The following is a 12,656-nucleotide window of genomic DNA, read 5'->3' as shown; positions in this document are numbered from 1 at the left end:
TCTCTAGTGAGTTACTGTAATCCGATCCGGTGCGTTCCTGTAATTCGATCTAGTGAGTTACCGTAAGTTCTCTATTCCGCGCGCTGCGCTGCTGTCGGCCTCACAATGTGCCTTGATGTTGCGATGGAATGCTGAATGACCACTCTGTATTGTGAATCAATGGGGTCAGGTTCGATTGATCTTAAATTGTTCTTGCCGTACGGTCTTACAATCAATCGAACCTGACCCCATTGATCTTCATCTGCTTATCGGCCGTTATTAGTAGATTGGGCACATGGCACTCAAACGGATGGATAACATAGGGATCGTCGTCGATGACCTCGGAGAGACGATTGATTTCTTTCGTGAGCTCGGCCTCGAACTCGAAGGTCGGACCACGATTGAAGGCGAATGGGCCGGGCGTGTCACTGGACTGGGCAATCAGCGCGTCGAGATTGCAATGATGCGCACGCCGGATGGCAACGGGCGGCTTGAGCTCTCCCGCTTCCTGACGCCACCTGCCGTTGCGGATCACCGCAACGCTCCTGTAAACGCCCTAGGCTACCTCCGCATCATGTTCGCCGTGGACGATATTGACGAGACGCTTGAAAGGCTCCGCAAGCGCGGCGCGCAGCTTGTAGGCGAAGTAGTCCAGTATAAAGACGCGTATCGACTTTGCTACATCCGAGGGCCTGAAGGTCTTCTCATCGGACTCGCCCAAGAACTCGGCTGAGCGAGCGCGTTGCAAAAAGGTAAATATTGCATGCAAGGAATCAATGAATCAATGGGGTCAGGTTCAATTGATCTTAAATTGTTCTTGCAGTACGGTCTTACAATCAATCGAACCTGACCCCATTTGATCATTCGGTAGATCTTCTCTCGGGACATGACATCAAAGAAACAACACATTTTCGTTTGTAAAGCTTGAGCTACTGAGAACTACAGCTACATCGTGCTATAGCGCCAAATCTTAATGCTGGTTAAGGTAGGGCATCTTCATGATGGAGGAACTTTAATGGGAGACCTGTCGACATTCGAACGTTACTATCAACTGGCTGATGGCTTAATTGAGCAGTCTTCGAAAGAAGAGCTCGCCCAGTGTGCGCGATTGCTCGCCTTAAATCTTGCTCACTACCAGACGTTACACGGAGAAATACCGCTGGATCAAATGATAGCCGCCTTTGGTGGAAGCGAGCCCGACGAAACGCAGCTCAAACTGTTAAGTTACGGGATGGAGAATTTTATTGGGATATTAGGCAATGTTATGAGTGGCCTAGGTGAACAAAAACACTAAGTGACGTAGAACAAGTTTTCATGTTAACAGGCTCAACCATTTGAGCGAACTTCGGAGTGGCGCCAGCGTCGAGTGGAGATGGCAGGCTTGGGAACCGAGACAGTCGAGACTTAACGTCCCATCGCGCATATATGCTCGGCGTTCCCCTGGCGTAGTTTCCCCGGCTGATGCACGCTAATTCGGACAACAGCAAAAATACGAACTATCGATTAACGGCATTCGTTGGGACAATCTTGACGAAGATGTCTCGATAGCGGGGCTCCTGGCCGGGCAGCGAGATTCTACGCGCGGCAAAAAGAGCGCGGTGGAGAAATAAAAAGATACTGCCACGAGCATAGGCCGGCAATGACTTGTAAAATGCCCGAGTACATTCGCCTGCGAGTCCCGCTTGATCCTCCCGCATGAGCAGAATGCACTTCTGAGTTCCATGGGGGCTCACCGGCAGCGATTTAGATGGTCTGTTTATAATTTACAGCAGACTCGAATTTCCCTCCCATTCCACGGGTAATTAACCCGCCCCCCCTCTCCTGTATGTGCCAATGAGAAACGCTTCCTTCCTGCTATTCATGTGGTCCATGCTATTTACGATGACGGCGCTGGCAGGTCCGATGGAGGTTAAGGATATTGATGTTCAGGTAAAAATGATTGAGGAAAACGTTATTGTTGATGTAATTTTTACCGTTCCAGCCACCCAACAGGAAGTCTGGGTCGTGCTAACCGACTTCGACCATATGGTCAACTTTGTCTCCAACTTGGAAGAGAGCAAGGTAGTCAGCGTTTCTGGAGAAACGTTGACGATTTTTCAGCGCGGCGTTGCGACTTACGGTCCCGTCAGCTATCCATTCGAGTCAACACGGGAAATAAGACTGATGCCTTTCCATAAGATCCGGACACACCTGATCAGTGGCAACATGCGCAAGATGGAAGGTACCACCCAGCTAATCACTGAAGGCGAGCAAACCCGTGTTATCCATCATACTGATACCATCCCGGAGATTTGGATTCCTTTGGCGGTGGGAAAGCTCTTCATCGAGCATGAAATGCGGGAGCAGTTCCATGAAATCCGAAATGAAATAATCAAGAGAAAGGGCAAGGCGAAGTCCCGGAAATGACCAGGCCGGATCGGATAATAAAACTGGGCTGCGCTCCCTTTACCCGATATACATAATCAATGGGGTCAGGTTCGATTGATTGTGAGATCGTACGGCCAGAACAATTTAAGATCAATCGAATCTGATCCCATTGATCCTTATGATAATCAATTGAGTTACCGCGAGTTTGGCTAATCTTATTGACGGTAGAAACAGCACCGAAGAAGCGGGGCTAATAAACAAAAACCCGCCGGAGCGGGTTAGAAGAGGAGTGTCGGAACGCAGAGCTTAAAGCTCGTCCGCTGCGTCCTTTGCGGCATCCTTGGCATCTCCATATTTCTTTTGGGCTTTGCCGGAAACTTGTTTGCCGACGCCTTTGGCTTCATGCTCTTTACTTCCTGCCGCCCTGCCGGCTTCTTCCTGAACTTTTCCTGCGACGTCTTTCGCGGTTCCTTTCACTTGGTCTTTATTCATGATCAATCTCCTGTTAAAAACTTACGTTTGATTACCGTAGTCAGTCGCACTGAAGTGCTGACACAAGTACTGAGACTGAAAACGACATGGGAACAGGTTAACGTCTTTTAACCGCTCATACTGTTCGGTAGGCCACAGTCGAGGCTACCGCAGCAGATTGTTGAAGTGGGCCCTGACGCTGAACCTGGCAATCATTGCCTTCATGTTCTACCGCCTGTTTCATATAGATCGCAAGAAGATAGCAAATGCGAGCTAATCGCTCGGTCAACGCCGACGGAAAAAAGCAGCCCACTGGATGCATCCATGGTGAAGAATTGGGGTACATCCGTTTTTACCCAAAATGAAGCAGGACTTGACTCATGGGGCCTGTTAGGACATTTAAGGATGAGATCCATCCCCGGCAGTTTCACCCCTGAGCTTTTTCCCGGTCAGCTTCTCATGCAACTCCTGAAGAAATCCTTGTTGACCGGGAACAATGCGGCGAGCGGCCTCTGCTATATTAAACCACTCAGCGCGGTCCACCTCAGGGTATTCCCGGATTTTACCGGACCCCTTTGGCCACTCTATGGTGAACGTATTTGAAACCAGGTTGGAAGGATCCCATTCGCTCTCGGCTGCCCATACCTCAATGCGTTTTCCACTCGGCTGCCTGCGCCGTGCAAGAGGTAAATATGGTGCCGCCGGCTGATGCCCCGTTTCCTCAAAGAATTCTCTCAACGCGGCCTGGAGAGGATGTTCGCCTTCTTCATACTCGCCTTTCGCTATTGACCACGCCCCGAAGTCCTTCTTCGACCAAAATGGTCCGCCCGGGTGAACAAGCAGCACCTCAATGCGATCGGGTTTTAATCGATAGGGAAGGATTCCGGCACTGGTTGAGGTCATATGTAACTCTCCGAATACCATCAAGTATTAATGAGACACTTATTCTGCATTTGCTCGTCGTGCCAACAATTGAGGCTAAATGGATCAATCACTAACGTGGCGTTCCAAAAGCTGGGTCCAGTAAATTACCGTGTCGCTTTTCGGGTTAACGGCATAAGCGGCGCCCATTTCGGTAAAATTCCCGTTCATAATATTGGCAATGGCCGGGACTTGATAGCCAGCCCTCGACCACCTGCTCGGGCTGGCCCTACCTGTCGCCACGTTCTCCCAATCCTCCCGTCGCAGATAGCCCTCGTCCCTTGTGTACAATCAATGTGTACAATCAATAGGGTCAGATTCGATTGATCTTAAATTGTTCTGGCCGTACGATCTCACGATCAATCGAATCTGACCCTTGATTTATTTCTATTGATTTATTTATAGACTCGAATATAAGAACTGACCGGCCCATGTTTTTGTAGCCAATCACGCGAGCAAATTCGACTGACGCGACTTGTCCAAGCGAGCGAGCTCAGCTTATCCATATGTCTCACGCCATGCTTTCTTGCGAGAGGCATAATAAGGATGCGCTTCGGCCTGCTTCCATTTTTGGTAAAAAATGGCCGCGCTTTGCGCTTTCAATGGATCGCCTGTGCCTTTCTCTTTCAAAGCGTAATCCTTGTTTTTATCATATTTGATCCCGCTTTTATAATTCGCATATCGCCGTGCCCGGGTATAGCCCATTTGCAGGAACTTCCTTGCGAGATCAGCGCCGACAAAATCCTCCGCCTCTAGGTATTTTTCAAACATTTGATAAAGGATTACGCTGCTGATTTTTGCCATTGCCGGCGTTTTAAAGCGCCAATGCGGCGTCAATTCGCTTTTATAGGGTTCACATATCAATACCCCCTGTTCGCCTTTACCTACCCGGTATTTTTGAGGCTCCTTCCGATAATCGATATCCGGTTTCCACGGATAGCTTTGCTTATCGAAATTTAAATAAGACGGGATATCATGATTTGTCACGACTTGTTTCCCCGTAAAACTACTGAGCCCAGTAGCTCTCTCCCTTAACCATATTATCGATCAGTACGTAAGCATGGATGTCGCACCCATGCTTCTTGCAGGCCAACCGCAATTTATTCAGATAAAACCGGTAATCCGCTTCCTCGGAGAAAACCGCTGTACGATTATTCCCCCGCAGAATGACATGCTGCGGTTGGCCGGGGATGATGAACCTGGGCAAGCGCGCCACTGCAATCTCTTATCTCTTATCTCTTATCTTGGAAAACGGCACTATATCCCGCTTTTGTCTTACAATCAATCGAGTCTGACCCCATTGATATTGCCCATTGATATTGCCTTTTGCTCGTCGTGCCAACAATTGAGGCTAAATGGATCAAACGCTAACGTGGCGTTCCAAAAACCTGGGTCCAGTAAATCACCGTGTCGCTTTTCGGGTTAACGGCATAAGCGGCGCCCATTTCGGTAAAACTCCCGTTCATAATGTTGAGGCAATGGCCGGGACTTGATAGCCAGCCCTCAACCACTTGCTCCGGCTTGGCCCTACCCGTCGCCACGTTCTCCCCAATCCTCCGCCACAGATAGCCCTCGTCCCTTGCGCGCACTGCCACGGTACTGCCGTTGCTGCCCTTATGCCCGAAGTAATTGTGTTGGGCCATGTCACGACTGTGTGAGAGCGCGGCGGCTCCCAGTTTTGCGCTCCAATGCAGCGGGAGTACCGCTTCATAGTACGCACTGCCGCAAGCGCGCCCTTTGGCACGTTCTGAATTCACCAGCTTCAATACCTGGCGTCCCGCTTCCTGCCAGTCCCCAATATCGGGACCCAGCAGCGGCTGCGCCAGCAGGATTTGCCATTCCCGGCCCTGCCGCGACACGCCGGCTACCGAGTAACGCCGGCTTAGTAGCAGACGACAGTTGAGCTGCGCGGCGAAGCGCATTGCCGCGCCCGCATCCGACGGCCCTGATAAGGTTATGACTTCGGCACGCGCTGCCAGAAAACCAGCAGCACGCAGTACCTCCTTCAGTTGTCTACCGGCTCCGAGTTCCATCCGGGCGAGAGCTGAATTGGACTCCAGCGGCGGTAGCGGTCCTTTCGGCACACCCTCGCAAGATGGAGGATCCGCACGGTAAGCGTTAATCAGATCGAGTAGCTCGCCGTCCGGCGCAGCCTGTACAGTCAGGGGCAGCGACGCGCCCGCAAATACGATAATAGGAAGAACGCAATTTGCGTTCATACGAGTTACCAGCCTAAAAAATGCGGCCTACACGGGAGGCTCACGTACTTCGAAAGTTCTAAACCCGGCCAAGGACAGGGAATCACCTGTGCCAATGTACCGGAGATAACTTCTATCCACGCTCCCTCAATACCTGTTTGATTCACGCGTAATAATCCCTACCCCGCTCCCGCCGTTTTTATTGCCAATAAAAAAGCCCGGTAGCAGTCGCACCGGGCCCATCGCCATCGATTCATCTCAACCTACTACCAGCACTCCCAAACTAGCGATAAGCACAAGAATATATGTACTCCAAAACATTAGAAAGTCGTTCATGGCGCACCTCCTTGCATTGGCTACAGTTTATTATTGTCCTTTTCCCTTATTCATTCTGTTCGAAAGGCCACATTGTGGCGTAGTCTTTGGCGCGGCTTTTTCCTCAGTTCACTTTAACCACCTCAGCAGCCATTCGGAACCTGTAGCCGTACTTACCCTGTCTTCCACCACGCTCTGGCTAGAGGAACTGGAGCCGGACTCCCATTTTTAGGAATATCAGCGGACCGCGCTGCTCTCCCAGAGGAAATCAATAGGGCCAGACTCGATTGATCTGCGTTTTTTGTTCGCCAACGAACAGAGAAGATTCCGATAAAGAGGCAATAATTCGAACAATGATAGGGGCGCAATTGCGTCTTTGCCCTGAATGTCAGACCGTCAGCTCATCCTGATGTAAAACTAAACGAGGAGAAGCCAAAATGACTATCGGAACTGTTCTTTTGATCTTGCTGGTGCTTGCGCTTGTGGGTGCGATTCCGACCTGGGGTTATAGCAGCGGCTGGGGTTATGGCCCGAGTGGTGGTATCGGCCTTGTGCTGTTAATCGTTCTGATTCTGGTTCTGTTGGGGCATATATAATTTACTCCCCTCTAGACACCGGCGCAGACCCCGCATTGGCTCCCAAACGCCTTGGCTTGCACGTGGAAATTTGTGCTGAATGGCGGATGTAGCCTGCAGTAGCCAATGGCGCTGGATAAGCTTTTACTGCCCTGCTTGGCGGCAACGTGGAACTTGATGAGGCTTCTACGAGGTAGCCCTTGGAAGCTCGGCGGATTTTGCGGATGACAAAGCTGCTGCTTCAGCGATAACGATCTACATCTCCGGAGGCTCCAGACTCAGGCCCGACATCACGACGATCTCCATTGGCGCGAGGTGGCTGAGGTTGGATGCTCTTGCTATCGCATCCTGTTCCTGCAAAAGCTGATACTGGAACACGTCCTCGTACATATCCTTGACCAGAAGGTTCACGGCTCTCTTCGGCCACCCGATCATCCACCGGTTTGCGATCTCGATCCCAATCTGTCCCGATTCCAGTATCGTTTCCCGAACTTGATCCGGATATATGTCCGGGTTATATAGTGATTGCATTATTGCTCTCCTGATTCGTTTCAGGCCTTTTAACATACTTTTGCTGGTTCTTGCTTAATTAAACCCTCGCCGCGCTCCGCCACGCAACTTCTACCGGCCAGACCTCGACGGATGATTCTCCCCCATTTCGTCCCATAATTCGTGTAATTCCACAAATTAAACCATGATTCACCGTATCCGTACCATGGGAAGTCGGAAACCGGGAAGCTCCCGGGCGAGGCAAACTGAAAAAGAAAGGGTAATAAAAAACCCGCCGAAGCGGGTTAAAGATGAGAGGAGTTAGCGCTTGATCCTGGCGCAAATTATTATTGAGCTGTTCATGATCAAAATATTGTGGATATGTATGATATGGACACTCGATTCAACGCTCTTTCCGGGTTGTGGTTGTGATTTTAACCGTTTATTACAACATTGGTAGATCCAGGTTATCTCCTCATTTCCGGGCTGTGGTATCATCATTTTGCAAATTATACGGTCTCCTCAGAACCACAACGCGCTCTTGGAGCCAGAAAACCGGAAAGACGATATCGAGCTCCTCTTTCTTACTTACCCCAATTTCTTCCAGTTTCCTCGCAGCCGCCTGAAGCGGACCGCACGGAAAATCGCCAGAAGTATCCCGTACATTTGTCCTCTGATATTCGGTGTTTTCATGCCCGCCGGTGACTTTGCACGCGTGGCGATTCCGCTACGGAGCTTGTTGCCCGCCCGGGTTTCCTGGATGCCGAGTCAATCACGTCGCGGAAGAAGCTGGCCAGTTCCGGCGCATGATGATCAAAGGTGAAAAGGTGCCGTTGTTGCCAAACCCGCTCACGGACGGTTTGCAACTGCTCGCGGTCTCGTAGCTGGGCGGCCAACTCATCCGTCTTATCAAAAAATATTCCCACGCCAAGCTGCTTCGTCAATGTTTGCGTGGCGACGATTGCGCCGTCATTTGCCTTTTGCAGCATCGGCAGGCCGGCTACCGCAAGGGTGCTTAGCCGGGCCGGGTAGTTCAGGTCGTCCCAGTTTGCCCTCCGGATTTCCCCTCCATTGCCGCTCTCAAAGAGGTGCAGCCAACCGGCATCGTATTGGGAAAACTCCTGGGTCCAGCGGCTTTGATCCACGTTGGGATGCAAATGCAGATACCCGGATGCCATCGCCTGAGTCTTTTCAATCCACTGGAGCCACTGTCCATGGGTGATCTCCCCGTAAAAATGCAAATGAATGCCGTAGGCGGCCAACTCCGCCACGTTATGTGGATGCAGGCCGATCGGGCGGCCTGGCGAGACTGTATGAATTTCGCTATCGGGAGTGGAACGCGGCGTGCGCGGCTGGTCAAACCAGTCGCGCTTGGGCAAATCGCCATCCAGTACATGAGTAGGTTTGCTCAGCGACAGGCCGGGGACGACGGTATCGAACCAGTCCCGCATTTCCGGACTCGAGAAGATCTGCCCATCCGAATACCGGTGCAGATCGACCAATTGCGGCCAGGTTCCCTTTTCGAGGCAAATGAATGGTCCCTCCTTGAAATGCCAGACGAATGGAACGCCGGGAGTCGCCATTAATACCTCATGCGCAAACGGCACCGCCTGCCAGTTGAGCAAGGCATAGATAACATCCGGCTGCACCTGCTTTATCGCTTCGCGCCAGTTGTCTCGCGGCAGATCCTTGACATGTCCGAAAGGTACCGGTCCCACGGTGTTGTACCAGTGCGGATTCTGCATCCACAACCCATACAGCCTGTGCCCCTGTTCTTCCAATGCAAGCACGCGGTCGGCGTTATACGCCAGTTCACCGACCAGGAGTATTTTCAGCCCATCGTCGGCTCGAGGCGTATCCGGCCGTTCGCGCATCATTCGATAGTGGTCCACCTCATCAATCGAATGGCCTACCGATGTGTGAAAGCGCATCGGTTCTTCGACCCGGTAATGCGAGCGAAACGGATTGATGCCACCTTCAGGTTCCTGCATGATCTTGTGCCGTTGCATCGGATGCGACACCCACTCGCAGGTGATGGTGTCAGTGCCGGCAAAAACGCCGAGGGGCCGTAGCAGCACCCAGTAGAGACGCTCCAGGTCATCCGACTCCAGTTCCGGGCGCTCCAGCCAACGCGCCGTGGTCTTTCGGTGCATGCACTGCACCAGTTGCAATGGAAATCCGGGAATCTGCCCGTGGGCGTGGCGGTTGTAATGGTGGCATGCCCCGGAATAAGCCAATACTGCTTCCGTCTGTCCCTCAAGGCATGCCTTCAGGCTGTGCAGGTGATCCCGATAATACACATCATCGCTCGGCAAGTAAGCAATAAGAGGCGCTTCCGCTTTGGCAATACCTTCATTCAAGCTACGGCCAAGCCCCTGGTTTTCTTCTGTCAGCCGGTAATAACGGATCCGCACGTCCCTCAAGTATGCGGATACCACTTCCGCTGTTGCGTCCCGCGAACCGTCGTCGATAACGATCGCTTCCCAATCGGTTACGGCTTGCGCCTGCAGGCTGTCAAGCGCGCGTCCGATGAATGGTGCTTGCTGGTAAGTCGGAATTACTACACTGACCGATGGAGAGTATGGCTGCGGCATTGTTGTTTCCTTCTTATCGTTGCGTGCCCGAAGCCGGGCTACCCTGCGGGAGAGATAAGTATAATCATAAGGCGACTATTCGGTGGCGGTTTCTGATACACCCCTCTAATCAGCCGAACATGGGATTTTTATTCGCAGGCAACGGTACGCGCGGGTTTCAGCTACGATGGGAACCTTTTCAAAGAAAACCGAGGCTCCTGTTCCACTGACAAGGAAGCACCAAACATTCCTTTAACCTGATGAAGGGCGACCATCGATTGCGTTTGCAGCTACCGGTGTGCCCTGAAAAAACAAGGAGGGTTAAACTTGCCTCCCGAAGGGGAGGATCGAGAAATCTGACAGAAGGGGAAGAACTAATGCGCTGTTCTTGACGGAGCACCGGGCGTCATCGAGCCTTTCACGATCAATGCCAGCTTAAGGCGATCAACAACGTCCAGCTTACGAAAAACCTCGGTCAAGTGTGCCTTCACGGTACGCTCAGTAATGTCCAATCGCCGTGCAATTTGCTTATTGGACTCGCCATTCCCGACAAGTGTGGCAATTTCCTGTTCTCGCCGGGTCAGATTTGTAAGCAAATCACTAACGGCTTGCTTGATTCTGTTCTTCTCCTGCGTGATCATGACGAGTTCATTCAGAAGGTGCCAGCTCAGCGCCCGCCGGATCCACAATTCCCCCCGCTGAACGCACTCGACGATATTCTTCAGTTGGTCGGGCTCAGTATCACTTCTGCAACAACCTCTTATTCCTGTCCTGAATAAAGCCCATTCGACTTCGTCGGAGATAAGCCGGGTCAAGACAATCACTCTCGTTTCCGGGTTCAATTTCATCAGACCCAGAACCCCGTCCGTTCCATCCAGTTTCGGCATATCGTGATCAAGCAAGAGAATTTGTGGCTTTATCCGTACCAGTTCACGCTTTACCGAATCGAGAGCAGTTGAACAGAAGATAGGAGCAAGGCTTTGCACCGCCTGCTCCCAGCGGGAGAGGTCTTCCTGGGAAGAGCTTGCAAGTAATATCAAGAATTTCTCCTTCTGATATTCATCATATCAATGCAATATTCTATCCATGATTTTACCGAGCATTCTTCGCGTCACCCAGACCTCGCCCCGGTCAACCATGCGGACCGCCTTTAAAAAATAGGAGGGGGCTGCTTCGTGGTCCAGGCAACCGCGTGCACCGTTGGCCAACGCCTCGATTATTTGCTCCTCTTCCGCCGATTTATCGGTCAACAGGACCAGGAGCGTTTCGGGATACTCGCGATGCAAAGCCTGCAATAGAGCGAAGCCGCCGGTAGACTGATCAAGATTGACAAAAAGGATACGAGGTTTGAGGCGGCCAATTCGTGCAATCACATCTTCAAATTCCGTAATGTCTGCACCGGAGTCGAGCTGATGATCGGTGGAACCCTCCCTTCCCTCCGATATGATGTTTGTGAGCACCTTGATGTCTTGCTCGCCCTGCAACGATTGTTCCAGTTTTGCGCGCCTTGCCAGGTCTGTGTCAGCTATGGCTACAGTAACCTTTTGCATAGTTCCTCCAATTCCTCAATCTTGCTGTCAGGGGTTGAACAGCAAGTATCCGGCACTTTTATTGTTCGCTTAGAACGCTCTTTTATTGCGATGCTTTTGCGCATTGCTTCAGGCATTCATAGGTCAAAACCTATGAGGAAACCTTCCTGGGCCCAAAAGCGTGTACCGCGGTGCAACCTTTGCTCTACGCTATTCGGCCTGCATGGAGTAGAACTCATCGGACTGATAACATGATTGGACCATGCCCCGCACTTAGTGGATAGCTGTAAAATGTTACAGGGTACGCAACCGGTAAAAGATGAGTTGTCACTTGACCCCGGCTACGCCATGATGGATTCCCAGCGGCAAGCACCCCAACTTGCTTTTGGCTTCGGACGTTCGCTCCGAAGGCTCCGATCCACGCCGATGCTTCGATAATCTAGACACACATAACTTAATCCTCAAATACTGATGTAGTTGAGTCAGAGATATCGCTACACTAGCTCCAACTCACTCCCATCACTCCCAGCCCCGCAAGAAGTATCAGAATAAAGGCACCCCAGGAGATCAAGTTGTTCATGGCGTACTCCTATAGAAGTTGATTAACGCCATATCATTCCCCCACTTCATGCGCCGCATCTGTGCGCTAAGACGCATAGCGTGCCGGCCATCTTTCTTCCCTCACCCGAATTCAACCTCGGGTCCCGCAAACAAGCCAATGTGTACTTCAGTCCAATTTCCAATACAGCCAAAACCCGGCATATTGCAGTTGCTTGCTAATTTTTCACCCAGTGGCATCAAATTCTCATTTCTGTAGCCGTTGTTAACCGGAACTTTGAGCAATCATGGCGCACTATCAAAACGCTAGCTTCCTTATTCAATCCCAACATATCAAGTTTGATAAAAAATATCCTGCCGGCGCCACCGCGCCGGATTCCGGAATTTACCGATGCAACGGCTGTGGTCATGAAATTGTCACAGCCAAAGGGCAGCCACTTCCCATTCAAAACCACCATCAACACGCCTTCGAGTTTGGCACTGTGAGCTGGCAACTTATTGTGTGCCCTGTTAGCGTGGATTGATGGAAAGTAACGGTGCCGGATATCTTTTTCTGTCTTTATGGCTGTTGCCTGTCGACACCCGACTTCGCCTTATCACGTGCAGGGCTGCGGATATGTGGGAGACCGCACAGAATTTATTATCGTGGAGTGAGAGCATTTACCAAGTGCGAGATCCCTG

14 protein-coding genes and 1 pseudogene are annotated in these 12,656 nt (G+C 51.3%); 6 read left to right on the top strand and 9 right to left on the bottom strand.

Annotated features, from left to right (window positions below; translation table 11 throughout):
- Nucleotides 1–274: 274 nt before the first annotated feature.
- The 4 genes and pseudogenes from BLP45_RS15035 to BLP45_RS01575 all read left to right on the top strand — a co-directional run bounded on the left by BLP45_RS15035 (nt 275) and on the right by BLP45_RS01575 (nt 2,385).
- Nucleotides 275–712, top strand: a complete 438-nt coding sequence (locus tag BLP45_RS15035) for a VOC family protein (protein WP_090369112.1) — start codon at nt 275–277, stop codon at nt 710–712.
- Between the two features lie 282 nt (nt 713–994).
- Entirely contained in the window at nt 995–1,273 is a 279-nt protein-coding gene (locus BLP45_RS01585) for a hypothetical protein (RefSeq protein ID WP_090369109.1), read from the top strand.
- 202 nt (nt 1,274–1,475) lie between these two features.
- Nucleotides 1,476–1,589 (top strand): annotated as a pseudogene (locus BLP45_RS15030) (DUF2442 domain-containing protein); the annotation flags it as partial.
- Nucleotides 1,590–1,860: 271 nt separating this feature from the next.
- On the top strand, nt 1,861–2,385 hold the full coding sequence (locus BLP45_RS01575; RefSeq protein ID WP_256327624.1) for an SRPBCC family protein: 525 nt from the start codon (nt 1,861–1,863) through the stop codon (nt 2,383–2,385).
- Nucleotides 2,386–2,652: 267 nt separating this feature from the next.
- On the opposite strand, the gene BLP45_RS01570 is transcribed toward BLP45_RS01575, so the two are convergent.
- From BLP45_RS01570 to BLP45_RS01550, 5 genes are all read right to left on the bottom strand, one after another.
- Nucleotides 2,653–2,838, bottom strand: coding sequence for a CsbD family protein (locus tag BLP45_RS01570; RefSeq protein ID WP_090369107.1), 186 nt, complete (start codon nt 2,836–2,838; stop codon nt 2,653–2,655).
- 378 nt (nt 2,839–3,216) lie between these two features.
- On the bottom strand, nt 3,217–3,720 hold the full coding sequence (locus BLP45_RS01565) for an NUDIX hydrolase (RefSeq protein WP_090369105.1): 504 nt from the start codon (nt 3,718–3,720) through the stop codon (nt 3,217–3,219).
- Nucleotides 3,721–4,236: 516 nt separating this feature from the next.
- Entirely contained in the window at nt 4,237–4,725 is a 489-nt protein-coding gene (locus BLP45_RS01560) for a DUF4385 domain-containing protein (protein WP_090369104.1), read from the bottom strand.
- Nucleotides 4,726–4,744: 19 nt separating this feature from the next.
- Nucleotides 4,745–4,954, bottom strand: a complete 210-nt coding sequence (locus tag BLP45_RS01555; protein WP_090369102.1) for a hypothetical protein — start codon at nt 4,952–4,954, stop codon at nt 4,745–4,747.
- A 151-nt stretch (nt 4,955–5,105) separates the two neighbouring features.
- A complete protein-coding gene (locus BLP45_RS01550) occupies nt 5,106–5,957 on the bottom strand; it encodes a CAP domain-containing protein (protein ID WP_090369100.1) in 852 nt (283 codons plus the stop codon).
- A gap of 731 nt (nt 5,958–6,688) precedes the next feature.
- On the opposite strand from BLP45_RS01550, the gene BLP45_RS01545 reads away from it, so the two are divergent.
- Complete coding sequence (locus BLP45_RS01545; protein ID WP_090369097.1) at nt 6,689–6,847, top strand: DUF3309 family protein; 159 nt, start codon at nt 6,689–6,691, stop codon at nt 6,845–6,847.
- A 234-nt stretch (nt 6,848–7,081) separates the two neighbouring features.
- On the opposite strand, the gene BLP45_RS01540 is transcribed toward BLP45_RS01545, so the two are convergent.
- From BLP45_RS01540 to BLP45_RS01525, 4 genes are all read right to left on the bottom strand, one after another.
- Entirely contained in the window at nt 7,082–7,357 is a 276-nt protein-coding gene (locus BLP45_RS01540) for a hypothetical protein (RefSeq protein WP_090369095.1), read from the bottom strand.
- Between the two features lie 647 nt (nt 7,358–8,004).
- Nucleotides 8,005–9,909 (bottom strand): glycosyltransferase family 2 protein, encoded by a 1,905-nt coding sequence (locus BLP45_RS01535; RefSeq protein WP_090369093.1) that lies wholly within the window; start codon nt 9,907–9,909, stop codon nt 8,005–8,007.
- Between the two features lie 353 nt (nt 9,910–10,262).
- The gene (locus tag BLP45_RS01530; RefSeq protein WP_090369091.1) at nt 10,263–10,928 is read right to left on the bottom strand and encodes a LuxR C-terminal-related transcriptional regulator; all 666 of its coding nucleotides are present in this window, start codon (nt 10,926–10,928) and stop codon (nt 10,263–10,265) included.
- Between the two features lie 27 nt (nt 10,929–10,955).
- A complete protein-coding gene (locus BLP45_RS01525) occupies nt 10,956–11,438 on the bottom strand; it encodes a response regulator (protein WP_090369089.1) in 483 nt (160 codons plus the stop codon).
- A gap of 824 nt (nt 11,439–12,262) precedes the next feature.
- On the opposite strand from BLP45_RS01525, the gene BLP45_RS01520 reads away from it, so the two are divergent.
- On the top strand, nt 12,263–12,499 hold the full coding sequence (locus tag BLP45_RS01520) for a hypothetical protein (RefSeq protein ID WP_090369087.1): 237 nt from the start codon (nt 12,263–12,265) through the stop codon (nt 12,497–12,499).
- Nucleotides 12,500–12,656: the final 157 nt, after the last annotated feature.

It is taken from the genome of Nitrosospira sp. Nl5, from assembly GCF_900102495.1.
GTDB lineage: Bacteria > Pseudomonadota > Gammaproteobacteria > Burkholderiales > Nitrosomonadaceae > Nitrosospira.
Note: the sequence above shows the minus strand (reverse complement) of the source record. Positions and strands in the feature narration are given on the sequence as shown.

Excerpts from the sequence above, each read along its gene's own strand:
- BLP45_RS15035 (WP_090369112.1), top strand. The coding sequence starts at position 275 with ATGGCACTCAAACGGATGGATAACATAGGGATCGTCGTCGATGACCTC.
- BLP45_RS01585 (WP_090369109.1), top strand. The coding sequence starts at position 995 with ATGGGAGACCTGTCGACATTCGAACGTTACTATCAACTGGCTGATGGC.
- BLP45_RS01575 (WP_256327624.1), top strand. The coding sequence starts at position 1,861 with ATGACGGCGCTGGCAGGTCCGATGGAGGTTAAGGATATTGATGTTCAG.
- BLP45_RS01570 (WP_090369107.1), bottom strand. The coding sequence starts at position 2,838 with ATGAATAAAGACCAAGTGAAAGGAACCGCGAAAGACGTCGCAGGAAAA.
- BLP45_RS01565 (WP_090369105.1), bottom strand. The coding sequence starts at position 3,720 with ATGACCTCAACCAGTGCCGGAATCCTTCCCTATCGATTAAAACCCGAT.
- BLP45_RS01550 (WP_090369100.1), bottom strand. The coding sequence starts at position 5,957 with ATGAACGCAAATTGCGTTCTTCCTATTATCGTATTTGCGGGCGCGTCG.
- BLP45_RS01545 (WP_090369097.1), top strand. The coding sequence starts at position 6,689 with ATGACTATCGGAACTGTTCTTTTGATCTTGCTGGTGCTTGCGCTTGTG.
- BLP45_RS01540 (WP_090369095.1), bottom strand. The coding sequence starts at position 7,357 with ATGCAATCACTATATAACCCGGACATATATCCGGATCAAGTTCGGGAA.
- BLP45_RS01535 (WP_090369093.1), bottom strand. The coding sequence starts at position 9,909 with ATGCCGCAGCCATACTCTCCATCGGTCAGTGTAGTAATTCCGACTTAC.
- BLP45_RS01525 (WP_090369089.1), bottom strand. The coding sequence starts at position 11,438 with ATGCAAAAGGTTACTGTAGCCATAGCTGACACAGACCTGGCAAGGCGC.
- BLP45_RS01520 (WP_090369087.1), top strand. The coding sequence starts at position 12,263 with ATGGCGCACTATCAAAACGCTAGCTTCCTTATTCAATCCCAACATATC.